The organism is Paenibacillus dendritiformis (assembly GCF_945605565.1).
Classification (GTDB): Bacteria; Bacillota; Bacilli; order Paenibacillales; family Paenibacillaceae; genus Paenibacillus_B; species Paenibacillus_B dendritiformis_A.
Genome location: NZ_OX216966.1, coordinates 1,952,414 through 1,975,265, shown reverse-complemented (window position 1 = coordinate 1,975,265; position 22,852 = coordinate 1,952,414). Strand labels below are relative to the sequence as shown.

Sequence of the window (22,852 nt, the reverse complement as noted above, 5' to 3'; positions counted from 1 at the left end):
CGCCAAGCGGGGCAGACCGTATCAGGCCAAATCAGGCCGTATCAGACCGTCCTTGGCCGGACAGGCGAACCGCCTATTCCTGGCTTGATGCTGGCGGCAGGAAGCCGACGGCCTCGGCATGCTCAAGCAGCCGCCGGAATTCCGCCTCAGCCGGCTTCGTCCACGCGAAGCCCAAGCGAGCGAGCAGCACCGCCGTCCGTTCCGCCGTATGCACGAAGACGGTCCCTCCGGATGCTTCATCCATCCAGCCGTTGTGCAGCAGCACGCTCTCGACCGCCTCCCGGTTCTCTTCCCGCTCGAAGCGGGCGTACAGTTCATCGAAGAACGGACCCGCAGCCAGCGGCTTCACCGCGATGCCAGGGTGGGCGGCCAGCAGCTCGGACAAGCTGATTAGATGCGGGTTGTACACGTGGTACGTTCCGTTGTACAGCGCCGGCTTGTCGAACAGCGTAACGATGGCCGCGCTCACCTGATTGACGAAGGACAGATCGGTATCCGGCTCCGACGCCAGTACGGCTCCCAGGCCAAGATAAGACTTAATCGTATTGTAAAAAGCGTTGTCCGCGATATTTTCCTGGAAATGGCCCGTGTCCGAATGGCAGACGATATTGCCGACCCGATAGATGCTCGCCTGCAGGCCGCGGGCGCGGGCTTCCTGAATGCGCAGCTCCGCTTCGAACTTAGTCTTCACATAGACGTTATGATGCTGCTGGCCGAGATCGCCGTCATCTTCCGTGAACAGCACTTCGGCGCGGCCGTCGATGGAGCCCATGCCGACCGACATCGTCGACACATGATGGAACGCCTTCGGAGTCTGTTCCAGCGCCAGCTCAATCAACCGTTCCGTCGCCGTCACATTGCTCTGCACGAATTCGTCATAGTGGCCGTAATGCTTCACGTTCGCCGCCGCGTGAACGATGCAGTCGATCCCGCCGGCGAGCCGCTCATAGTCCTCGGCCTCAAGGCCCAACCGTTCCGCTGACAGCTCGCCGTTCACGAGGTGGATACGCGCAGCATGCATCGGGAACCAGTCCGGGCCGAAATAGTAGGCCAGCTTGTCCGCCAAGCGCCCGCGCGCCTCGTCTGGCGTTCGCCCCCGCACGATGACGCTGACCTCGCTGCCGGTGCGCGAGATGATCTCGTGCAGCAAATAGGCGCCCAGATAGCCGGTCGATCCCGTCAGCAGCACATGGCGGTACTCCGTCCGGCGCTGCGCCTCCGGATGTATCTGGCCTTCGATGCCGCTGCGGTAGCGGCGGCGCGCTTCCGCGACCGCCGGCGCTTCCCCGTCCGGGGCCGCGGCATACCGTTCGCGTATGCGCGCCAGCTTCTCCTGCAGATGATTCGGCCGGTACTCGATATGACGGGCGAGCTGCCGAATCGTCGGATAAGCGAAGATGTCTGCGACATCGACGATGAATTCCTGCTTCAGCCGGGCGACCAGCGTGATCGCCTTCAAGGAATGGCCGCCGATGTCGAAGAAGTTGTCCTCGACGCCGACCGCCGTCAGCCCGAGCACCTCCTGCCACGCGTCGGCCAGCTTCTGCTCGATATCGTTCTCCGGCGCCGCCATGCTGCCGGATACGCCTTCGAGCTTCTCCGGCTCCGGCAGCTTCGAACGGTCGATCTTGCCGTTCGTCGTCAGCGGCATGCGCTCCAGGAAGGCATAATAGGCCGGCGCCATATAATCCGGCAGGCTGGCCAGCACATAGGCGCGGACATCGGCCGCCGTCAGCCCGCCTTCCGCCACGATATGGGCGCAAAGCGCCTTCTGCCCCGGCGCTTCCTCGCGGACGGACACGAGCACGTCCTTCACCTGCGGATGACTGCGGATCTCCGCCTCAATCTCGCCCAGCTCCATGCGGAAGCCGCGTATTTTGACCTGATGATCCTTCCGCCCGAGGAATTCGATATTGCCATCCGGCAGCCAGCGCACCAGATCGCCGGTCTTGTAGATCCGTTCCCCCGGCCGGAACGGGCTGTCGATGAACTTCTCGGCGGTCAAGTCGCTCCGGTTCAAGTAACCGCGGGCGACGCCGTCGCCGCCAGCCCACAGCTCGCCCGGAACGCCGATCGGCTGCAGCTTGCCGAACGCGTTGACGACATAAGCCGTCGAATTGGCAATCGGCTTCCCGATCGGGATCGAGCCCGGCCGCTCGCCGGCAATCTCGTAGCAGGACGTGAACGTCGTATTCTCCGTCGGCCCGTACCCGTTGATAATCGTGATTGGCGCACTCGCTTCCCGCACCCGGTAGATATGCTTCGGCGACAGCACATCGCCGCCGACAAGCAGCGTGCGCACCGGCCGGAACAGCTCCGGATTCTTCTCCGCCAGCTGGGTGAACAGCGGCGAGGTCAGCCACATCATCGTTACCTCGTGGCGTGCAATCGCTTCGGCCAGGGCGCTCTCATCCAGAATCGTCATCTTGTCGACGAGCACCAGGCGCAGGCCGTTCAGCAGCGCTCCCCAGATCTCGAGTGTCGAAGCGTCGAACACAAGTGAGCCCGTCTGGAGAATGCAGTCGTCCTCCCGGAAGGAGACGAAGTTCGTATTCTGCACGAGCCGGATGACATTGCGGTGGGTCACCATAACCCCCTTCGGCTTGCCCGTCGATCCCGACGTGTACATCAGATAGGCGAGATCCTCCGCCTCATTCACGCCGTCCGGATCGATCGCTACCTCTTCTTCACCGCTTGAGCCGGCCCCAGCGGCAGCCGCTTCGAACCCGACACGGGCGATGTGCGGCGGCAGCTGCCCCGCCAGCGAGCCGCTCGCAAGCACGAGCTTCGCGCCGCTGTCCTCCAGCAAGTAATCGACGCGATCCGCCGGATAATCCGGATCGATAGGCACATACGCGCCGCCCGCCTTCATAATGGCCAGCACGCCGACGATCATTTCCGCCGTCCGCTCGGTCAAGACGCCGACCGCTTGCTCCCGGCTGACGCCGCGGCGCCGCAGCTCATGGGCCAGGCGGTTCGCTTCCGCATTCAGCTCGGCATAGGTAAGCGAGCGCTGCGGATCGGTGACCGCCGTGCGATCCGGCGTGCGGCGGGCCTGCTCCTCGAACAGGCCGTGAATCGTCGCTTCACGCGGATAGTCCGCTTCGGTCCGGTTGAACTCGGCGACGATCTGCTCCCGTTCTTGCGCCGTAATCATGTCCAATTCGCCAATGAACGCTTCCGGCTTCCGTACCGCCTCCTGCACGAGCTGCAGGAAGTGCCCCGCCAACCGCTCGATCGTATCCCGGCGGAAGAGGGCCGTATTGTATTCAAAGTTAAGCAAGACGGCATCTTCCCGCTCCACGGCCTCCAGCGTCACGTCGAACTTCGAGGAGCCGTTATGATAAGGAATGGCCTCGCAGGCCGCGCCGTCGAGCTCGAGCGTCGTATCGCCCATGTTCTGCATGACGAATACCGTGTCGAACAGCGGGTTGCGGCTCATATCCCGCGGGTAGGACAGCTGGTCGACCAGCTTGTCCAGAGGATACGTCTGGTATTCATACGCCGCCAGCAAGCTCTCCTTCAGCTCGGCCAGATAGTCCGCGAACGGCTTGCTCCCTTCCGGGTAGCTGCGAATCGGCAAGGTATTGACGAACATGCCCATCATCCGCTCCAGATCGGGATGCGTCCGCGCCGCGACGGCACAGCCGACGATGATATCCTCCTTGTCCGCATAAGCGGCCAGCAGCAGGTTGTACACGGCGAGCAGCGCCATATAGAGCGTCGTCCCCCGTTCCGAGGCCAGCTTCTTCAGCGCAGCGGCATCGGCTACCGGCAGCGTCGCGCGGACGATGTCCCCCGCGAAGGTCTGCATTGGAGGCCGCGGGAAGTCCGTCGGCAGCTCCAGCACCGGCAGTTCGCCTTCCAGCATCCGCAGCCAATACGCCTCTTCCGCTTCCTGCTCGCGGTTCTCCCGCTCCGCCTGCCATTCGGCGTAATCTTTGTAATGCAGCGTCTGCGCCGGAAGCGCCCGGCCCGCATACAGGGCGGCCAATTCCTCGGCCAGAAGGCTGAGCGACGTTCCGTCGAAGACGATATGGTGAACGTCAAGCAGCAGCGCCGCCTCGCCTTTCGCCAACCGGATCCAGGCCGCCCGCAGCAGCGGGGCCTCCTCCATCCGGAACGGACGCAGGAACGATGCGGCTGCCTCCTCTGCCGTGCGGCCATCGGCCTCCAGCCGCTGCATGGCGAAGTCTACGGCCGGATGCACCCGCTGGACGACTTCGCCGTCCTCCCAATGGAAGGACGTGCGCAGCGCCTCATGGCGCTCCACCAGCTTCCGCAGCGCCTGCTCCAGCCGTTCCGGATCAGAGTCCCCCGGCAGGCGGTAGAGAAGCGGCACATGGTACGCCATGCCGATAGCGGTCCGCTGCTGCAAGGCGTACATCCGCTGCTGGGCCGGGGCGAGCCGGTAATGCGGCTTGTCCGGCGCAGGCTCGATCGCTTCGAAGCCGCCCTGCTCCAACTGGGCGATTAGCGAGGCGAGCGAACGGATATGCGGCATCTCGAACAGCAGCTTGAAGGAGAGCGTCACCTGGAACGTCTCATAGATTCGCGCCTGCAATTGAGCCACCTTGAGCGAGTGTCCGCCCAGTTCAAAGAAATGATCGTCGATACCGATCGGCTCAATGCCAAGCAGCTCCTGCCAGATGGCCGCCAGCTTGCGCTCCGTCTCGTTCGTCGGGGGCGTATACTGCACGGCCGCCCGCTCTTGTCTCTCCGGCCGGGGCAGCTTGGCCCGGTCGATCTTGCCGTTGATCGTCAGCGGCATCCGCTCCAGGAACATGAAATAGCCGGGAACCATATATTCCGGCAGCAGCTGCGCCAGGTATGCTCTCAACCCGGCAGCGTCCAGCCCGCCTTCCGCGACGACGTAGGCGCACAACGCCTTCTGTCCCGGGGCTTCCTCGAAATCGGTGACAAGCGTCTCTTTCACCTGGCTGTGGCTGTGGATGCGGGCCTCAATCTCGCCGAGCTCCATGCGGTAGCCGCGAATTTTGACCTGATGATCCTTGCGGCCGACGAACTCCAGCTGGCCGTCCGCGCATAAGCGGACCAGATCCCCGGTCTTGTAGATTCGTTCCCCCGGCACGAACGGGCTGTCGATGAACATTTTCTCCGTCAGATCGTCACGGTTCAAATAACCGCGCGCCACGCCGTCTCCGCCGACCCACAGCTCCCCGGTTGCTCCAGCCGGCTGCAGCTTGCCGTGCGCATTGACGACATATACGGTCGAGTTCCCGATCGGCGTCCCGATGGGAATCGGGCCCTCCCGCTCCTCCTTCAGCTCATAGCAAGTCGAGAAGGTCGTATTCTCCGTCGGGCCGTAGATGTTCGACAGCCGAATCGGCGCGCACTCCTGCGCCGCCCGGTAGAAATGCTTCGGCGACATCAATTCGCCGCCGACGAACAATTGGCGCACCGGCTTGAAAATGGCCGGGTTGCGGTCAATCAGCTGCAGGAACAGCGCCGTCGTAAGGAACATCGTCGTGATGCCGAAGCGGCGCAGCGCTTCCTCCAATTGGCGGCTGTCCAATATTGTCGTCTTGTCGACCAGCACGAGGCCGATTCCATTCAGGAGCGAGCCCCAGATTTCAAAGGTGGACGCATCGAACACGAGCGATCCGGTCTGCAGGATGCGATCTCCCGCCTGAAAATCGACGTAATTCGTATTTTTGACGAGCCGGACCACGTTGCGATGGGTCACCATGACGCCCTTCGGTCTGCCGGTCGATCCCGAGGTGTAGATAATATAAATTAAATCCTCCGCGCCGCCGGCCGGTTCCGGATTATGATCCGGCTGATCGGCCCAGGCCGTCCCTTCCAACGGCACCTGCTCCGCTTCCGCCGGCAACCGTCCGGACAGCCCGGCGCTCGTCAGCACGAGCCGGGCCCCGCTGTCCTCCAGCAAATATTGAATCCGATCCTGCGGATGATCCGGGTCGATAGGGACGTACGCGCCGCCGGCCTTGATGATCGCGAGAATACCGATGACCATCTCCGCCGTCCGCTCGGCGAGGATGCCTACCGCTTGCTCGCGTTCGACCCCTTGCTTGCGCAAATAATGGGCAAGCCGGTTCGCGGCTTGATTCAATTCCTTGTATGTAAATTGGCGGCCTTCTTCGATAATGGCCGGTTCGTCAGGAATGCGGGCCGCCTGTTCCTCGAACAGGGAAGGCACCGTCCGGTGCTTCGGATAAGGATATTGCGTCCGGTTGTGCCGCTCGATGAAGCGCTGAATGTCCTCCTTCGTCAGGAGATCCCACTCTCCGATCGGCTTATCCGGGGCTTGCACCGCCTCGCTCAGCATCTGGTTGAACTGCTGCCCCATCTGCTTGGCGGCATCCAGGCTGAAGCGCTCCGGCCGATAATAAATCGTAAATAAATAGGGGGCGCGGATAGCCGCTTCCTTACCCAAAATCCGGGCATGCAGGTCTCCGGCCGAAATATCGGCTCTCGTCCTGCCGGGCACCTCGGCATCCTGGCACCAGCAGCATGTCGTGATGTCGCCGCCAGGACCCGGGTCCTCCCCGCCGGTCTGCAACTGGCCGCACAGCGCCTCCGCCGCGCTCCACAGCGTCTCCTCCGGACGAACCGCCACCAGCACGCCTTCCCGGCTCTGGCTGGCCATCGCATGAAGAACGACTTCCCCTGCGTTATCGTATCGCGCAACCAGACCGCTCCATGCCACGCCCACTGCAGCCTCCAATGTGACCGAACGGGTGCGTGTCAACTGTTCCAGACCATCCACGATGGCAGAAGGAATCTCGAATGTATGGGCGTCATAGCCCGTAAGCTGTTCGGTAGTAAATGGAATGGCAGACAAATTGATTCAGCTCCTTATCATTGACGAACAATAGGGTTGGAACCTATCCAATAATTGTTCCAATGTCCAATGCTCTATGGGCGCAATCTTGGAATCGACACCGCATGCCGTCACACAATACCCGGTATCCAGACTCTCAATCCGGGTAAAGACATATCCCCGCGCATGCCAGACCGACGGAAGCCGCCACGGGTGAACTCCGTCCGGCAGTATCTCCAGTTCATCCAGCGGACCGTATCGTCCGGTTCCGCGGGCTTTGAGATAGCTCTGCTTGGCCGTCCACAGCCAATGGAGAAAGCGGGCGCGCGCATCCGCGTCCAGGCCGGAAGCGATCCGGTATTCCCGGGGCGTGCACAGATTGCGGGCCTCCTCAGGCTCCAGTGGCCTGATCCGCTCGATATCGATGCCGACATCGCAGCGATCGATAGCCGTCACGATCCAGCAACCCGAATGCGATATATTAAAAAATATGGAACTGCTTGGGGCCATATACGGCTTGCCGAACCGGTTCCGGATGAATGCGATCTCGTCATTCCTCCTCCCGGTCAGACGGCAAATCTGGCATCGGACGAGAACTTCGGCGATAACCATGCGATGACCGTCCGCACGCTGGCTCAGCCTCGCGTACCGCTCCTGCTGTTCGGCAGACAGGAACGGAACAAGACGTTGAACAATGCGATCATCGGTATGGCGGTCCCAGCGGAGAGCAGCAATCTTCATAGGCTTCAACATCCTCTATAGAAAGAAAAAAGGCTACTTTCAGCAATAGCCTCATCACCATAAAGAACGTGAATGGATCCCCTATTCAACATGGCAACCCGGCCGCCATAGCTCCATGAAGGAGAGTTAGGCCCGAGGCTTTGCGTCCTTGCCTTTCGACAAGTTTGCCTTTATCAAGTTTTGTTGTATGTAAACGGTACGGTTGCTTCTCTCTCCGCGGCAGTAGCTCTCTCTGTATAGCGTCATGCTTCAATACCCATACTACGAATAAAAGTATAGATACGAGCGTGAGCCGATAATGCGAAAACTGTTAATTACGAACCGTCATGGATGGAATATTTATTCCTTGAGCCGCTTGACGTCCACCATCCAAGATCCGAAGCAGCGGATCAAGGTGGAGGCCGTCCGTCTTGTCATGTCCGGACACACCGCTAAGGATGTCGCGCAGCAGCTGGGCATTCACCGCCAGACGGTATCGAATTATGTAAAAATCTTCAACAAGGGCGGCCTCGAACAGCTGCTAACCAACGTTCCTTCTCCCGGGAAGCCAAGAATACTGACTCCGGAGCAGGAGGAAGAACTGATCGGCATCATCAGCAGCCGCATGCCTTCTAGCGGCTCATCTGCGGGCTGGTCGATGCGTGACATCCAGGATCTGCTGGAGAAGCATTTCCAGGTGCATATGACGCGGACGGGCGTTCGGGATATGCTGCGCAGATTAGGTCTTAAGTACACCTCATCCGGCTATGTGCTCTATCGTACCGAATAGATCCTTCTCAGGCTCTATTCAGAATATCGGCAATTATATGTCGATTGATTAACGCCACCCCTTAATAATACGGAGCAAAATTCGACATTGCAACTCAATATATGTCACTTTTTGATGAAAAAGAGAAGAAAACGTAATAGGTAAATAGAATTATACACTCATTAGTGATAATGATAAATAAGTCTTACTCGGAAGATTAAGTATGGATAAGAGAGAGAAATTTATTCTGCGAAGACAGCGTGGCTGCGTGGCCGGAAGCGCGATGAGAGAAATAGGCCGGGTCATGTCCCGATGGAAATTTTCCAGTAATAACATAAGTTCCGTTCCATTTTCTTAGACTCTGTTAAACAATAGGGACTATCAGCCAATAAATTGCCTCAATAGCTGGTTAAACTTGTCACGTTCTTCCCAGAAAGGACCATGACCGCTGTAATGAAACGGAACAAGCTGTGAATTTCTTATTTTTTGATTTAGTTCCTGAGCTTGTGCAAATGGAATAACTTTGTCGTGAACGCCGTGAACGATTAAGGTTGGGACAAGTATTTTTTGCAAATCCGCATAAAGCTTCTCATCTCTTAGCGTCATGATGATTGCTGCTGTTGACCAACCTGCTGCTTGTAGCCCCAATTGAAAAAACCACTCAGAGAATGGACTTGTTATATATTGAAAGAAAAAGGTGTCTGTTACTTCCCGCATCATCTTAGGACGGTCATTTAACGCTTGAGTAAGTAATCTATTCGCAGTTTCTGCAGTAAAGCCTATAGGAGCTGCAGCGTCTATAAGGACAAGTTTAGATACGCCATAACCATTATGCCGAGCAATATAACGAATAGAGATAGCCCCACCCGTAGAGTGACCCGCTAGTGTAACGTTTTTCAATTGTAGTGCATCAACAACAGAGCGAATATCATCTGCTAATCGGTCATAGTTGTAGCCGCTCATTGGTTTATCCGACTTGCCGAAGCCCCTCCAGTCAATTCCTATACAGCGGTATCCCATTGCAGGAAGAAGATCAAACTGATACTCAAACTGTTTATGGCTTAGCGGCCAACCATGTAGAAACACAATCGTCTTGCTGCCCCCTGGATTGATATCCTCCACATATAAATTTACACCTGGTTCTACAGTAATATAGTATCCCACACCGATTCCCCCACATAAATAAAAATGGCTTTAACAATAAGATATTCACTTAGGCACACATAGGTTAATACCTATTTCTGTTCGCATATGCTTGTTAATAAAAAAAAGAGAAGCTTCGCCAATGGCGCGCTTCCCCGCTCTCAATTCTCTTCGTTACTCTAGTTATTGTTTAATCTCCGGTCGAACGTCTCCAGCATGTCCTTCGCAATCCGGTGGACCAGCTTCACATCCTCTGCTTCCCGGCCCTTCAACAGCTTTACGTGCAGTTCAAGGGTGCCGGCGATGCCCAGACGCTCCGCATCTACGCTTGCCGTATCAAACGAGAAAAATTGTTCGATGCTGACATCCAGCGCACGAATAATCCGTTCCAGCGAATCAAGCGAAATATTCAAGCTGCCGCGTTCAGCGCCGCCGATATACGAAGCCTTCATTCCGCACTGTTCTCCCAGCTCCGCCTGCGTATAGCCTCTCTGCTTCCGAAGCTCGCGAATCCGTGCGCCCAAAAATATTTTCAAGTCCGACATGCCCGTCACCTCACAGTTAAGCTTATATAAAACTTCCGGGAAGCAAAATACCCATATAGATGCTTTTATTGTTTTTAAAATTTATAAATGTTATTATGTTCTATATGAAGTTATTTATGTTTTTTGCGAGGTGATGACGTGAATGTCAAAATCCACAACGTTCAAGACGTCGTGCTGTGCAACGAACGGAACGAGCATCTCTGGTACCAATTCAAAGGGCTGTACATGCTCAACAAAGAACATATCGTCATGCTGCAGCGCGAAGAGAATCTGTACGGATTTGTCATCGTGGACAGCGCCCCATACAGTTATCTGCAGCCGTTGAGCCACGCCCGTTCACGGATGCTTCAGCATGGATACCCTTCCGCCTTTGCCGCCCTACAGCCATCCGTGATAAATCCAGCCGTACTGCTTCGCCTGATCGCCTTCACGTATAATGAAGTCAAGACCAAATGCAACTACAGCATCTGCATCTCCTTCGCTTCCGACGATCATCCGCTGGACGCGTATGCCTTCTTCCTGCAGACAGGTGCGGATTATGTGCATTTCCTGACAGAGCAGCAAGACCGCAATTCGTAATTGCGGTCTTATTGCTTCTGCTATCGGTAGGGCAGCGGGGCCGGCTTGCTGCCCAGTTGCTTGGCTGAAGCTGCCTGACGGCGGCCCATCGGTCCTGTCAGCCAGACGCCGAACGGCAGCCGACCCAGCAGCATCGTAATCCCAATCGACAAGGCGGCGACGGCAACCCACGTAATCAACGTCAATGCTGCATGCATGCCTGCAAGCGGGATTTCACGGGTAAAGCGGGCAATCTGTCCCAGGACAAGCGCGTGAACCAGATAGCCGCCGAAGGAATAGGTGCCGATCTTGTGCAAAATGCGGTAAGCTCTTCCCTTCCGCCGGCATACGTATAGCGCAAAAGCATACATCAGCGGCAGCTGAGCGAGGATAAGAAGGAACACCGACGGCTTGAGATAGGTGGAAATATTCAAATTAATGGGCGCTACCCCGGCCTCCAGCAGCCGATATCCGGCATAGGTGTAGAAAATAATGAACAGCAGCAGGCTCCAGGGCACGCTTCGGCGCATCAGATCGCGCCAGCGCTGCACATGCCATGCGCAGACAATGCCCAGCGCGATATAGAAGAAATAGAACGGCAGCAGCATCGTCCGGTGCCCGAGCAGCGGCTGCAGCCAGACTGGCGCATCCCAGGCCGGCGCCACGCTGTAGGACCAGTACATCAAGCCCGCATAGCCTGCCGCCAATGCGCCCAACAGCAGGACGACGCGCCTTCCGATCTGGCCCTGCCCGGCGGAACGGGACCGAATCCGACGTCCGATAGCGCGCGCCCCCCGATCGAGCCATGGGAAGATAAGATACAGCTGGAAGATCATCAGCACGAACCAGAGCTGATAGCCGTAGGTCGGGGTAATGAATTGGCTCGCCAGCAGCCTCCATCCTTCGGGCTCCAGCAGCTGCCCGCGCAGCGTATATATCCCGTATATGACGGTCCAGATGGCGAACGGCGCCAGTATGGCTGCCGCCCGGCGCTTCAAGAAGTTCCCGTAGGGTACGGTATAATCATAATTGTAGAATAGAATAACGGCTGACAAAAAAACAAACGTCAACGTCCCATACCGGGTAAAATGATAGATCATCCCGAGAAAAATCGCTTGTTCCGCCGGAATGTCCGGCCGGTAAATATACTCACCAATGCAGTGCTGGAGCACAATGGCGAAGAACGCGAACGCGCGCAAGATCGTGATTTCGTCAATCCGTTCCTTCCTCGGAGCGGCGTGAGATCGATTCATTTCCATGGCCAGTTCCTCTCCCCTCCGTCAACAAGGTGATGTGAACCCCCATTGTATCTCATCAACCTGAAAATAAACTAAAAAAACGCGGAATGTGTACAAAATGACAAAAAACTTTGTGCAGAGTTCTCCCCCCGCCGTTCCGCCCGATCGTTAGCAGGCTGCTCCGTGAACGGAGCAGCCTGCTTCATTGGAAGGGGCACGGCTATGCGAAATCTGGAATGCGAACGGCCCGGCACGATTCCCGCACAATAAGCTTCGCGCGGAAGACCGGCAGCGGATATGCGTCTTCCGGATTTTCCAACTGATGGATGAGCCGGTTCGTCACGTACGCGGCCATCTCTGTCCGCGGGATGGACATCGTTGTCAGCGGCGGACAAGTATACCGCGAGATAATGAGATCGTCGAAGCCAACGACGGACAGACGGTCAGGAACCGCTACCTGATGCTGCCGCAGCACCTTCAGCAGCCCGTACGCCATCAGATCATTGGAGCAGAACACCGCAGCAGGGAGATCGTCTGCCGCCAGCCATTGAATCGCGGCGGCCGCCCCGGCCTCCTCGGTGAAATCTCCGCACCATATGCGTGAATCCGGCACCTCCAGACCTTGACCGAGTGCCGCGTCGAGAAATCCGGCCAGGCGTTCGGACGAGCAGGGCTGTCCGGTCGGACCGGTAATAATGGCCACGTCACGATGGCCCAGCTCAAGCAAATAACGGGTCGCCTCATAGGCGCTCCTCCGGTTGTCCAAATAAGGAGCCGGCAGCACGGTCGCGGACTGCGTGACGTTGTTCTGATTGATCACCCCGATCACGAACCCCGCCTGGCTGACTTGATCGACGATGTCCTGCACATCGGACCAACTGATGAGGAGTCCCGCATCGATACGCTTCTGCTCGTACAAGCGAAGCAGCGGGGTTACGTCCGACACGTCCAGTATCGTGATCAGCGTCTGGTACCCCCGTTCCGCGCATTGGCTGATAATGGCGCCCACGATCGCGCCGTAGAACAAATCATCCTCATAGATCCTGTTGTGACTGGCGTCCTGGATAATGAACAGTCCGATCGTGCCCGGGTTGCGGGAGGCTTGTCTCCGGACAGCCTGAGCCGGTTGTTCCTGATATTCTCCCCCGGCTCTGCGCACATTGGCTGGCGCCTCCGGATGCATGTTGGGGGCACCGCTGACCAGCGGAGGCATGGTGCTGCCCGCTCCTCCCGCTGGCGGGGCCGTAGCGAATCTATCCATATGTATATATCCCGTTCCTCTTTTATCATCATTTGTATCTCCTCAGTGTACCGGAGTCCGTTACCAAGAGTCAACGTTCCTCCTGCGGCAACCTGCAATAAATACTTGCTTTTATGATTCAGATTGGCCAAAATAGGAAACGATTCGACATTATTTTCGTATTGCTTGGTATGAAGCCATTGTTCGCATACAAGGGGGCATCGGGAATGAACAAGCCATACATAGCGCAGCCGCTCCGCCGCAGTGCACTTATCGTATCGATGTTCTGCTTCTTGCTTCTCTCCGGCCAGCCCGCGGCGCATGCCGGGTGGTGGGGCACCATCAAGGATATTTCCGAACTGCCCGCCGAAGTCAATGAATTGAAGGAAAATTACCGCCAGACCGTCGACCAACTAGAGCAAGCTCATCAAAATATGGAGATATACCGGCAGGAAAACCAAAAATTAATCGAGCAGAACCAGGAGCTCACCCGCATGGTTGCCGAGTTGAAGCAGCTCGAAGAGGAACGCCAGGCGAGCTACCGCAAGATGAGGGCGCTGCTGCTCACGGCGGCCGGCCTTCTGATTGGGTATTTCGTGCTGCTGCGCGGCCTGCGTGTCTGGATGCGGATCCGCGCAAGATAGGAGGAGTTCCGGATGGACATCATATTAGAACACGAGAACCATACGAACGGACAAGCGGTCACCTTCCGGGTTCAAGAGGGAGAGCAGGTGAACGTGCTCCATCCGCAGCAGATTATCGCCTATCGCGGCGCTCCCGACGGACGCTCCGATCGGCTCATGACCGCCAAGGGCATGTACCGCAAGAAGAAGCTTATCCAGGCTCGCTTCACCGGGCCTTGCGAATTTCTGACCGCGCTGCCCCCCGGGTTCAGCATGAAGCCCGTTCCGTTGACCGGGGAGAGCGACCTGCTCTATGACGTGCGGCATCTGCTGTTCTATACGGAAGGCATCACGATGCAGACCCGCATCTTGAGCATGAAGAACATGCTCATCACGCAGGATGTCGTCAAGGTGAAGTTCTCCGGCGAAGGGCAGATCGGCATCCTGACCCAAGGCACCGCTTGCGATGCCGAGCTCCACCCGGATCAGCCGCTCTACGTGGACGCAGGCAGCGTTATCGCCTACCCCGAGAACGCGAAGCTGGAACTATGCGTATACGGCAATCATCTGGCCAGCCAACATATGAATTATCATTGGAAGATGACCGGCAGGGGTACCGTCCTGATCCAGGCCGGGCGGCAGAATCAATCACTCGTGCACGAGATGAACGATGAAGGGCTGTTCAAGCGCATTCTGCGCGAGGTCATCCCGTTCGGGGGCGTATTTATCAAATAGAGCGGGGAGCAAGCGTATTACTGTAATACCTTCTCAGAGGCAAATGGCCTCAGATCGCAAAAAGCCGAAGATCAAACCGCAATTGATCTTCGGCTCTTCGATTCTTCTGTACGTTCATTCATTGGATGCACCTGCCGCCCTTTTTATGGAGCGGCCCTAGTTTTTTATTTCTTCTTCGGATAACCCCGAAACCTTGGTGATAAGAGCGATGTCCACGCCGAGAGCAAGCAGTTTCCGGGCCATTTCTTTCTTGCCTTCAGCTCTTCCTTCGGCTATAACTTCCGCTATAGCTTCGGCTCTCCCCTCAGCTATTCCCTCCGCTCTAGCCCCTGCGATTAGGGACGCCTGGTCAAGCAGATATTTCTGACGGGCTTGGTTTTCCATCTTCGCCTGTCTATCCAGTCTCAAAAATTCCACGGTCGTCATCGCTTTTTTCGACATTGGTTCGTTCATCGCATGCACCTGCTTCCCTCTAATGGAGCGGACTCAGCTTTTTTATTTCTTCTTCGGACAGTCCCGAGGCTTGGGAGATAAGAGCGATGTCCACGCCAAGAGCAAGCAGTTTCCGGGCCACTTCCACCTTGCCTTTGGCCATTCCTTTGGCCATTCCTTCGGCTATTCCTTCCGCCTTAGCCCCTGCGACTCGGGATGCTTCGTCAAGCAAATATTTCTGACGGGCTTCGTATTCCATCCGCGTCTGTTCATCCTGGCTCAAAAATTCCAAGGTCGTCATCGCCTTTTTCAGCATTGGTTCGTTCATTGTCAACACCTCCCATTTCGTTTTGTCTATACCTTTCAAAAACAATAACCAGTTCACTAACCCCCCCTTCGATGGAACCTCGTATTGATTCAGCTTGGGCAGTTCCATGACATGGATTTCAATATCATCAATAAGCGGAATAAGTGAATGATCTTCGCGCAAATGAAATACATTATGGTATCGTTCATTCGGCAGGCACGAATAGTTTAAAATATTGATCGTCACACATTTCTTTAATTCTCCGTAGTTGCCGCCTTCCTTAATTTGGTGGGAGTACATTTGGCTCCAGTAAAACAGCGTCCGCTTTTCCATGTTATAAGGGTTGAATAACTGCATTTCTATGTTAATCAGCTTGCCTTCGGTTGTTCTTGCTTTGATGTCGAGAATGGATTGTTTATCGTGAGGCGCGTCCTTTTCCGTGTACGGATTCATGAGAATGATTTCAGTCAACGGCGGCTCTCCTGCCTCGACGAAGGTACTGTTCAGAAATGCCAACAGTACATCTTTGTTGCTTTCGCTTCCGAATATTCGTTTAAAGATAAAATCATTTCGGGGATCAAGCAATTCCATCGTCTTCATCTCCAGTTTTATCACTATTATACCACGAACATACAAATTTCAGTAAGGAGTCTGGCCCCTTCAGGCAATCGGTTATGCTGACTTCAAATGCCTTGAAGATGCAAAAAGAGAGGGGCTCTCCCTCTCTTTTTGGTTAGTTCTGTTCCTTCTCCACGGCCGGAAAGGTTACGGTAACCTCGGTTCCGACGCCTTTCTCGCTGTGGAATTCCAGCTTGCCTTGCATCACTTCAATGATGCGGAAGGTCACCATCAGCCCAAGTCCGGTACCCTTCGTCTTGTTCGAGTAATAGGGCTCGCCCAGCCGCGCCAGCTCCTTCCTGTTCATTCCTACCCCGTTGTCCCGAATCCGGATGAGGACCTTCCCGTCCTGCTTATGAGCGGCAATCCGGATCCATCCGTTGCTGTGCAGAGCCTCAATGCTGTTCTTGACCAGATTGATAAATGCCTGCTTGAACTTGGACGAGTTCCCTTCGATCGTGAGATGCATCGGCACGTCGAGCGTAATCTCCGCCCCCTGCATGTTGGCCAACGGCAGGAGGACCCCTTGGACATGCTCCAATTCCTCCCCTACATTCAGCAGGGCGAGCTCATTTAGCTCGGGCTTCGCAAAAGTGAGGAAATCGGTAATAATACCGGATGCCCGATCCAGTTCGGTCAGCGCCAAATGGTAGTATTCCTTCTCCTTTGGACCGGACTGCTTCTCCAGCAGTTGAAGGAAGCCCCGCGTTACCTGCAGCGGATTCCGCACTTCATGGGCAACGGAAGCGGCCAGTTCGCTAATGATCTCCATCTTCTCCGAACGCTGAAGCCGGTGGTTGTACAGCTCCAGTTCCTTCGAATATTGAACGACCTGCTCGTGATTACGCGCGATTTTGCGGCCCAATATAATGATAAGCGCAACAACGAACAGCAGGATCCCCCACTTCCAGTACACCATATAATAATAGCCGGGATGAAGCAGGAACCAGATTAATTCGAATCCGGTAATCAGCGCAAAGGCGACAAATCCGACGCAGAACAGAACGGCGTCTTTATCTTTGTGGAATGCGTAACGGATGGACGCTGAGATCAGCACGACGAACTGAATCAGGACCAGGAAGCCAAGCACGCGAACCGACAGGAAATAGTACATATCGTAAAAGCGATTATCCGCCAAAAGATTAAGGAACAGAACGGCCAGGGACAGTATGGAATACGCCGTCTGGAATTGTCGCAGCCTGCGGATGATCCGATACGGGCCCGGGCCGAACATCAATTCGAAATAATAGGTAAGCAGCGGGAAAAAGACCAGCATCGCAAAATCATAAATAACGAGCGACCATACTTCAGTATGGATAAAAAACGTATAGGTGAACGATGAGTACGTAAAGATCATAATCCCTGCGCATAGAATGAGCACGCAGAGTGACAGCCAGCTTGAGAAAAATATGTTCCGGAGAAACAGCGTGCAAATGAGCATGACAATCGCAATAAGTATCAGGGCGCTCCCCATGACGACATTGACGAGTCCCTTTTTCACATACTCGGGAAGCAGTTCTTGATAATCTCCGATCCGGACCGTATCGTGAATGCCCAACTGCTCGAAAGGCGTCTTTACGTGTATATAGATGACCTGCTCCTCGGCGCTGCGATCCAGCGCAATAAGCACCGGATTCATGTCGAAGGAGAACATCCGCGAAGACCGGAACAGTCTTCGCCCTTCTTCCGATAATACCTCTACTTCGCAGGCGTATACCTGTTCAATCCAGAGCCCGGGCTTGTCCCACTGCAGCGGCGGCAGCCTAAAACGAAACCAGGCCCACTGAGCCCCTTCGGGCTTGCCGGGCACACCTTCGCGAATATCGACATCTGTCCACCCCTCATCCGTAGAGGAAATGTCTTTCCAATCCCGGGCCGACGTTTCCCACAGCACCTGCCATTGCGTCACCCGCAGTTCTCCCTGCTCCGCTTCCGCCCGCAGAAGAGAAGGGTACAGAAGAATGGCCGCCATGAGAAGCATGAACGACACGGTTGAATATTTAAAAATTGTTCTCATGAGGCACCTCTGTCCGTTCCAATTTATAATGCGATGGTGAGCCGCAATCCTACACAGGCACTATTTCGACAGTTATCGCTAATTTCCTGCTCTATCCGCCATGAATCCCTTCCCCGGCTTTTATTTTTCGACATTCCGTTTCTTATGTTGTTGCTCCGATGATCGATGGCTTCTATAATAGGGGTACTAAGAATGCAGGAATTTTGTCGCAGGATCCAGCAAAAAGTCCGATTACGACCCAGGAGGACGGTAATATGGAATGGTTCGACGATTACAAGCAGGAAATGGAGGCGATATTTGCAGAGGCGGCGTGCCTTATCTCATCGTTCCCGGCACCGTTGCAGGAGATGGGGCTTCATTATTTGGAAAAGTTCGAGTCCAATAACTATATCTGCTATTTGCTTCCGTTCTGGCTGCAGGAGGCAACCGGAGCAAAGCGAGGCGAGTGCCGCCGATTGGGACTGGCTGGCGTCTTCATGATGCTGCATTATTGCTTGCTCGACAATGTCATGGACAACCCTCAGCATGGAGGACGGCATAAGACATTAGCGCTCGGACATCTGTGCTACATCGAATATGAAAGGGTTTACCGTGAACTATTCCCTGCTTTCTCGCCGTTCTGGCATGCCTTCAGCCGGTGCAGCGCCGAATGGGCCGAGGCCGTCAGCATGGAGCAGGAGAAGGACTTCTTCCTGAACGAGCGGCTTAAAATCGCGCACAAAGCGTCGCCCGTCAAGCTGTCCGCAGTCGGAGCCGCTTATCTTGGGGGAACGGAACATTTGCTGACCGACATCACGGACGCGATTGAGATTGTATTGGTCACACTGCAAATGTCCGATGATGCAGAGGACTGGGAGAAGGATTTGCGGGAAGGAAGCTACAATTCCCTATTGTCCTGGGTCCGCTCTATGATGAACAGGCCGTCGGACGCTCCGCTAACGCCCGACGAGGTGAGCCAGGCCATCACGGTATCCGACGCCTTGCAGGGCTATGCTGCCATCGCGGCAGAGAACCATGCCCGTCTTCAGCGGCTGTCTGTCTCCTCCCCGCACCTGCTCGCCTTCCATCAGGCGATGGTTGATAGTCTGAGGCAAGAAGCGGAGTACATATATGAAGAAAGAAATAAGCTGATGTCGGGCGGATTTTCATATATATTGTCTAATCTAGCAAAATAGAACTGGTAAGTCGGAATCTATCAATGATAATCTATCCTATAATCATCTGATTCTACAAATATGGAGGGATACGTTTTATGTCTATAAATCAAATGCATATGAACCAAATCGTGCAAAGAGCATGGGAAGACGCCACGTTCAAAGAGAAGCTGCTTGCTGATCCGAAGGCCGCTATCAAGGAATTATTAGGCATTTCTATCCCTGACCATATTCAATTGACCACGATTGAAGAAAAGCTGAATCAGTATGTACTGGTCCTGCCTCCGAATCCATCCGAAGTTGTGAAAGATACTCCAGTAGCAAAAAAAGGCGTGTGGCATTGATTCGAAAAAAGAAGAGGCGCTTTTTTGAAGCCCTCTTCTTTCCTTATTTATATTGGTATAGCGGGAAAAGAAACGGTAATAACGGTTCCTACTCCCTTCTCGCTTGCGAAATGCAGCTTCCCTTGCATCACTTCAATAATGCGGAACGTAACCATCAGCCCGAGACCAGTTCCCTTCGTCTTGTTAGAGAAGTACGGCTCTCCAAGCCGCTTCAGCTCCTCTTCGTCCATCCCGATGCCGTTATCCTCAATCCGGATAATAACCTGACCTCCCCGCTCATAAGCCTCGATCCGAATCAACCCTTTCTCGGTAAATGCCTCAATGCTATTTTTAATCATATTAATAAAGGCTTGCTTGAACTTGGACGAGTTTCCCTGAATCCGGAGATCCGGATCAGCATCCAGTTCGATCGCGCCCCCATGCATTGTCGCCATCGGCATCAAGATGCCTTCGATATGCCTCAACTCATCAGCTACATCGAGGACTTGAATCTCATCCAGCTCCGGCTTCGCAAACGTTAAGAAATCGGTAATGATTTCGGAGGCCCGATCCAGCTCGGTCAAGGCGAGGTTCAAATATTTTTGTTCCTTCGTTCCACTCTTGCCACCGAGCAACTGCAGGAATCCACGGGTCACCTGCAGCGGATTCCTTACTTCGTGCGCAACCGATGCTGCCAGCTCGCTTAATATCTCCATCTTCTCGGACTGCTGCAGCTTGCCGTTGAACAGCTCCAGCTCCTTGGCATAGGAGATGACACGGCGATGATTTTCCGCAATTTTACGACCCAGTATAAGGATAAGACAGATAACAAAACTGAGAAGGCCCCATTTCCATAAATACAGTTCGTAATCACGGGAAACAAAAATATACCAAATGACTTCTGCAACTGTCATAATGGAGAACAAGCTAAAACCAACTGCAAATAAAATAGCATCTTTGTTCTTTCGAATGGCACGGCTAATTGAGAACATTATCAATAGAGTAAATTGAATAATCATATAGACACTGAATACTTCAAATGAAAAAAAGGCATATAAAGGATGGGCAGGCTCTTCTATGATAATAAAGAAATACAAAAATAATAGGAGCCAAACTCCAGAAAAGACAACCTGGAAAATAAAGAATTTCCAAATTATTTTGTAAGGACCGTTTCCTAAAAATCTCATAAAAAAGTATGTCAGGCAAGGAAACAAAAGCATCATCGCCAAATCAAATAACATGACGCTGATGTGTCCAAAATTATCAAAAAACATATAAGTAAACTTGGAATACGTAATTGATATTACGCCTAGTGATAATATGACAAGTGTCAGCGATAGCCAACTCGGCAGTTCAATTCCGCGTAGAAAAATTGCGCATAGCAACATTATGAGAGCAATAAGAATCATAGCACTGCCTAGCACGATTTCTAAAATTCCTTCTTTGGCATACTCCGCTTGAACTAGTTGGTATTCACCTATAACTACCGGAAGCTGTATGCCGATTCGATCAATGCTTGCGGTCATATGAATGTATACCGTTTTACAGTTCGGATCTAATGGCAGAAGGATATGGTAAACATCATAAAAGTATTCTCTTGCATCGTGAAATAGCCTTCTCCCATCATCTCCCCATACTTCCACCGAATTGGCATATAGCTTCTTAAAATATAACGTCGTGTAGTTCAAATCCAATTCCGGCAACTGAATCCGAATCCATGCCGATTTCACGCCCTCCGGCAGCTTCGGAACCAGTATCCTGCTATCAACCTTTTCCCAGCCCTCCCGGGCGGAAGCGATGTCCTCCCACGTCCTAGGACTCGTCTCCCACATCACTTCCCATTCGTGCAACTTGATGCTCTGCGGCTCCGGCTCCGCTCGGGCGATGGCAGGGTCCACAAGCCACCCGAACAGTACCAGGAATAAGAAGAAAACGGTTATGTATCTTCGCACACTCATCGCACACCCCTACACGTTTCTCTTGGTTTCGCCATATTTGCCCCATTTCGCAATAATTCTACAAAAAGAGAGCCAATTCCTTCTTTAAATTTTCAAATATTTACTTATATTCAAATAACGAACGTTCTACGGTCTGTCCGTATAATCTGGGATACTTCTCCAAACACCTATATAAACTAAGGAACGAATAGAAACAGACTAGGAGAATTCTCCCCCTTTGCCGCTGATAGATGCAGAGGGGAACGGCCGTTATGGAAGCAACGCTAGATGGATGGGAACGCTGCGGGTTGTAGCTTGTGGAGTTATCGTAATAGGAAGAAAATGTTGTAATTGATAGAATCTCGTCACATCGTGTCGCCGACGAATTGAGAGAAGCTCTCTTTTCTGCGATAATGATTATGCTACTGGATGAAAGCGGGAAATTCAAGAAAACGTTATGTTACATCTATCATCATATTAGATTTACATCTGTGGAAATGAGGGGATCCTGTTGCAATTCGTGTTTGATTTGGATGGTACCATATGCTTCCGCGGGAAGCCGCTGACGGAGCCGATTGTGCAATGTCTGGAGGGCTTGCGCCAAGCGGGCCATGAAGTCATCTTCGCCTCCGCCCGCCCGATTCGGGATATGCTGCCTGTGCTGCCTGAATCTCTTCACGGCGGTTCGCTTATCGGGGGGAACGGCTCCATGATTGCCAAGGAAGGCCGGGTCGTGCACACCGAAGCCTTCACGGCAGAGCAAGCTTCGACACTGCTTGCGCTTATCGCCGAGCATGAAGCCGCCTACCTCATCGATAGCGACTGGGACTATGCTTATACCGGTCCGGACGACCATCCGATTCGGAACAATCTCGACCCGTCCCGGCTGGCGCGCTGCATTGCCCTCGAAGAGCTGAAGACGATAGTAAAAATTCTAATTCTATCCGCTCGCGATATGGAAGGTCTGGCGGAAAAGCTGTCCCGCCTCGGGGTCGTCGTGCATCGTCACCGCCACGAGGACGTCATCGATCTCAGCCCGCCGAATATTCATAAATGGAACGCTCTCCAGCGCCTCGGCGTCAAGGAAGGCCGCTACATCGCCTTCGGCAACGATGCGAATGATATCCCGATGTTCCGGACGGCCGGGCATGCGGTCATGATCGGACATCATCCGGAGCTGGCCGCCTATGCGACGGAAGACATTCCGCTCCAGGGAGACGATGAAGCGCTCATTATCGCCAAAATTCAGGAGCTCGCGGCACGGCATCCATTGATGACATCGAAATCGGGATGCAGTATGATCACCAAGACGGCCAAAGAGACGATCTGGTGCGATCGTCTCTTTTTTTGAGGATTTTCCGGCCGGTTTATACAATAGTGAGTCCGAACACTTGCAGCAAGACAACCAAGACAAAGGAGATAATACCTGCGATTTTGGCAGGGTGCGTAAATTTATAACTGTGAAATGGAGTAATCCGGTTAACGATCCACCAAAACAAAAGTGTACCTGCCAGGATGAGAAGAGAACGTGCTATCATATAGTCCATTGAATTCGCAACGTTTACGATATGGGTGATGAAAAGAACCCACAAATAACCTAAAAAGCCGTGGATAACAATGGACTGCACCATTTCTCGAATATTCATGTTGCTCTCCCTTTTTGAGAAGATTTTTATCAAATCCCCACT

18 protein-coding genes and 1 riboswitch are annotated in these 22,852 nt (G+C 54.1%); of the genes, 7 read left to right on the top strand and 11 right to left on the bottom strand.

Translation table 11 applies throughout. From position 1 onward, the window contains the following. Window positions 1-73: 73 nt before the first annotated feature. Together NNL35_RS08475 and NNL35_RS08470 are read right to left on the bottom strand one after the other, a co-directional pair. Entirely contained in the window at window positions 74-6,826 is a 6,753-nt protein-coding gene (locus NNL35_RS08475; RefSeq protein WP_006677203.1) for a non-ribosomal peptide synthetase, read from the bottom strand. A gap of 6 nt (window positions 6,827-6,832) precedes the next feature. Then, a complete protein-coding gene (locus NNL35_RS08470) occupies window positions 6,833-7,546 on the bottom strand; it encodes a 4'-phosphopantetheinyl transferase family protein (RefSeq protein ID WP_006677202.1) in 714 nt (237 codons plus the stop codon). 89 nt (window positions 7,547-7,635) lie between these two features. After that, a riboswitch (cyclic di-GMP riboswitch) is annotated at window positions 7,636-7,725 on the bottom strand. Window positions 7,726-7,844: 119 nt separating this feature from the next. Between NNL35_RS08470 and NNL35_RS08465 the strand changes: the two genes are divergently transcribed. Then, a complete protein-coding gene (locus tag NNL35_RS08465; RefSeq protein ID WP_006677201.1) occupies window positions 7,845-8,315 on the top strand; it encodes a helix-turn-helix domain-containing protein in 471 nt (156 codons plus the stop codon). A 360-nt stretch (window positions 8,316-8,675) separates the two neighbouring features. Here NNL35_RS08465 and NNL35_RS08460 read toward each other — a convergent pair whose 3' ends face one another. Beyond that, the gene (locus NNL35_RS08460) at window positions 8,676-9,458 is read right to left on the bottom strand and encodes an alpha/beta fold hydrolase (RefSeq protein ID WP_006677200.1); all 783 of its coding nucleotides are present in this window, start codon (window positions 9,456-9,458) and stop codon (window positions 8,676-8,678) included. 158 nt (window positions 9,459-9,616) lie between these two features. Next, entirely contained in the window at window positions 9,617-9,982 is a 366-nt protein-coding gene (locus NNL35_RS08455; protein WP_006677199.1) for a helix-turn-helix domain-containing protein, read from the bottom strand. A 138-nt stretch (window positions 9,983-10,120) separates the two neighbouring features. Here NNL35_RS08455 and NNL35_RS08450 point away from each other — a divergent pair, with 138 nt between their 5' ends. Beyond that, entirely contained in the window at window positions 10,121-10,561 is a 441-nt protein-coding gene (locus tag NNL35_RS08450) for a hypothetical protein (protein ID WP_006677198.1), read from the top strand. Between the two features lie 20 nt (window positions 10,562-10,581). Here the strand turns inward: NNL35_RS08450 and NNL35_RS08445 are convergent, their stop codons facing one another. Continuing rightward, window positions 10,582-11,799 carry an acyltransferase gene (locus tag NNL35_RS08445; protein WP_006677197.1) on the bottom strand — a complete coding sequence of 406 codons (1,218 nt, stop codon included), beginning with the start codon at window positions 11,797-11,799 and terminating at the stop codon, window positions 10,582-10,584. 199 nt (window positions 11,800-11,998) lie between these two features. Beyond that, window positions 11,999-13,039 carry a LacI family DNA-binding transcriptional regulator gene (locus NNL35_RS08440; RefSeq protein WP_040731448.1) on the bottom strand — a complete coding sequence of 347 codons (1,041 nt, stop codon included), beginning with the start codon at window positions 13,037-13,039 and terminating at the stop codon, window positions 11,999-12,001. Window positions 13,040-13,245: 206 nt separating this feature from the next. Here NNL35_RS08440 and NNL35_RS08435 point away from each other — a divergent pair, with 206 nt between their 5' ends. Further along, window positions 13,246-13,662, top strand: a complete 417-nt coding sequence (locus NNL35_RS08435; protein ID WP_006677195.1) for a hypothetical protein — start codon at window positions 13,246-13,248, stop codon at window positions 13,660-13,662. A gap of 12 nt (window positions 13,663-13,674) precedes the next feature. Continuing rightward, entirely contained in the window at window positions 13,675-14,376 is a 702-nt protein-coding gene (locus NNL35_RS08430) for an AIM24 family protein (protein WP_006677194.1), read from the top strand. 156 nt (window positions 14,377-14,532) lie between these two features. Here the strand turns inward: NNL35_RS08430 and NNL35_RS08425 are convergent, their stop codons facing one another. The 3 genes from NNL35_RS08425 to NNL35_RS08415 all read right to left on the bottom strand — a co-directional run bounded on the left by NNL35_RS08425 (window position 14,533) and on the right by NNL35_RS08415 (window position 17,750). Beyond that, complete coding sequence (locus NNL35_RS08425) at window positions 14,533-14,829, bottom strand: hypothetical protein (protein WP_006677193.1); 297 nt, start codon at window positions 14,827-14,829, stop codon at window positions 14,533-14,535. 19 nt (window positions 14,830-14,848) lie between these two features. Further along, a complete protein-coding gene (locus tag NNL35_RS08420; protein WP_006677192.1) occupies window positions 14,849-15,706 on the bottom strand; it encodes an Rpn family recombination-promoting nuclease/putative transposase in 858 nt (285 codons plus the stop codon). 142 nt (window positions 15,707-15,848) lie between these two features. Further along, window positions 15,849-17,750 (bottom strand): sensor histidine kinase, encoded by a 1,902-nt coding sequence (locus tag NNL35_RS08415; protein WP_254553307.1) that lies wholly within the window; start codon window positions 17,748-17,750, stop codon window positions 15,849-15,851. A gap of 254 nt (window positions 17,751-18,004) precedes the next feature. Between NNL35_RS08415 and NNL35_RS08410 the strand changes: the two genes are divergently transcribed. Together NNL35_RS08410 and NNL35_RS08405 are read left to right on the top strand one after the other, a co-directional pair. Further along, on the top strand, window positions 18,005-18,925 hold the full coding sequence (locus NNL35_RS08410; protein WP_006677190.1) for a hypothetical protein: 921 nt from the start codon (window positions 18,005-18,007) through the stop codon (window positions 18,923-18,925). A gap of 77 nt (window positions 18,926-19,002) precedes the next feature. After that, window positions 19,003-19,248, top strand: coding sequence for an NHLP leader peptide family RiPP precursor (locus NNL35_RS08405; protein WP_006677189.1), 246 nt, complete (start codon window positions 19,003-19,005; stop codon window positions 19,246-19,248). Between the two features lie 47 nt (window positions 19,249-19,295). Here NNL35_RS08405 and NNL35_RS08400 read toward each other — a convergent pair whose 3' ends face one another. Continuing rightward, window positions 19,296-21,185, bottom strand: coding sequence for a sensor histidine kinase (locus NNL35_RS08400; RefSeq protein WP_006677188.1), 1,890 nt, complete (start codon window positions 21,183-21,185; stop codon window positions 19,296-19,298). A gap of 490 nt (window positions 21,186-21,675) precedes the next feature. Between NNL35_RS08400 and NNL35_RS08395 the strand changes: the two genes are divergently transcribed. Beyond that, the gene (locus tag NNL35_RS08395; RefSeq protein WP_006677187.1) at window positions 21,676-22,515 is read left to right on the top strand and encodes an HAD-IIB family hydrolase; all 840 of its coding nucleotides are present in this window, start codon (window positions 21,676-21,678) and stop codon (window positions 22,513-22,515) included. A gap of 16 nt (window positions 22,516-22,531) precedes the next feature. Here the strand turns inward: NNL35_RS08395 and NNL35_RS08390 are convergent, their stop codons facing one another. After that, window positions 22,532-22,810, bottom strand: coding sequence for a hypothetical protein (locus NNL35_RS08390; protein ID WP_050979417.1), 279 nt, complete (start codon window positions 22,808-22,810; stop codon window positions 22,532-22,534). Window positions 22,811-22,852: the final 42 nt, after the last annotated feature.

Bases quoted from the DNA above. Each gene is read 5' to 3' on its own strand.
- NNL35_RS08435 (WP_006677195.1), top strand. From the start codon at position 13,246: ATGAACAAGCCATACATAGCGCAGCCGCTCCGCCGCAGTGCACTTATC.
- NNL35_RS08430 (WP_006677194.1), top strand. From the start codon at position 13,675: ATGGACATCATATTAGAACACGAGAACCATACGAACGGACAAGCGGTC.
- NNL35_RS08425 (WP_006677193.1), bottom strand. From the start codon at position 14,829: ATGAACGAACCAATGTCGAAAAAAGCGATGACGACCGTGGAATTTTTG.
- NNL35_RS08415 (WP_254553307.1), bottom strand. From the start codon at position 17,750: ATGAGAACAATTTTTAAATATTCAACCGTGTCGTTCATGCTTCTCATG.
- NNL35_RS08440 (WP_040731448.1), bottom strand. From the start codon at position 13,039: ATGGATAGATTCGCTACGGCCCCGCCAGCGGGAGGAGCGGGCAGCACC.
- NNL35_RS08400 (WP_006677188.1), bottom strand. From the start codon at position 21,185: ATGAGTGTGCGAAGATACATAACCGTTTTCTTCTTATTCCTGGTACTG.
- NNL35_RS08410 (WP_006677190.1), top strand. From the start codon at position 18,005: ATGGAATGGTTCGACGATTACAAGCAGGAAATGGAGGCGATATTTGCA.
- NNL35_RS08455 (WP_006677199.1), bottom strand. From the start codon at position 9,982: ATGTCGGACTTGAAAATATTTTTGGGCGCACGGATTCGCGAGCTTCGG.
- NNL35_RS08465 (WP_006677201.1), top strand. From the start codon at position 7,845: ATGCGAAAACTGTTAATTACGAACCGTCATGGATGGAATATTTATTCC.
- NNL35_RS08405 (WP_006677189.1), top strand. From the start codon at position 19,003: ATGTCTATAAATCAAATGCATATGAACCAAATCGTGCAAAGAGCATGG.
- NNL35_RS08420 (WP_006677192.1), bottom strand. From the start codon at position 15,706: ATGGAATTGCTTGATCCCCGAAATGATTTTATCTTTAAACGAATATTC.
- NNL35_RS08470 (WP_006677202.1), bottom strand. From the start codon at position 7,546: ATGAAGATTGCTGCTCTCCGCTGGGACCGCCATACCGATGATCGCATT.
- NNL35_RS08390 (WP_050979417.1), bottom strand. From the start codon at position 22,810: ATGAATATTCGAGAAATGGTGCAGTCCATTGTTATCCACGGCTTTTTA.
- NNL35_RS08445 (WP_006677197.1), bottom strand. From the start codon at position 11,799: ATGGAAATGAATCGATCTCACGCCGCTCCGAGGAAGGAACGGATTGAC.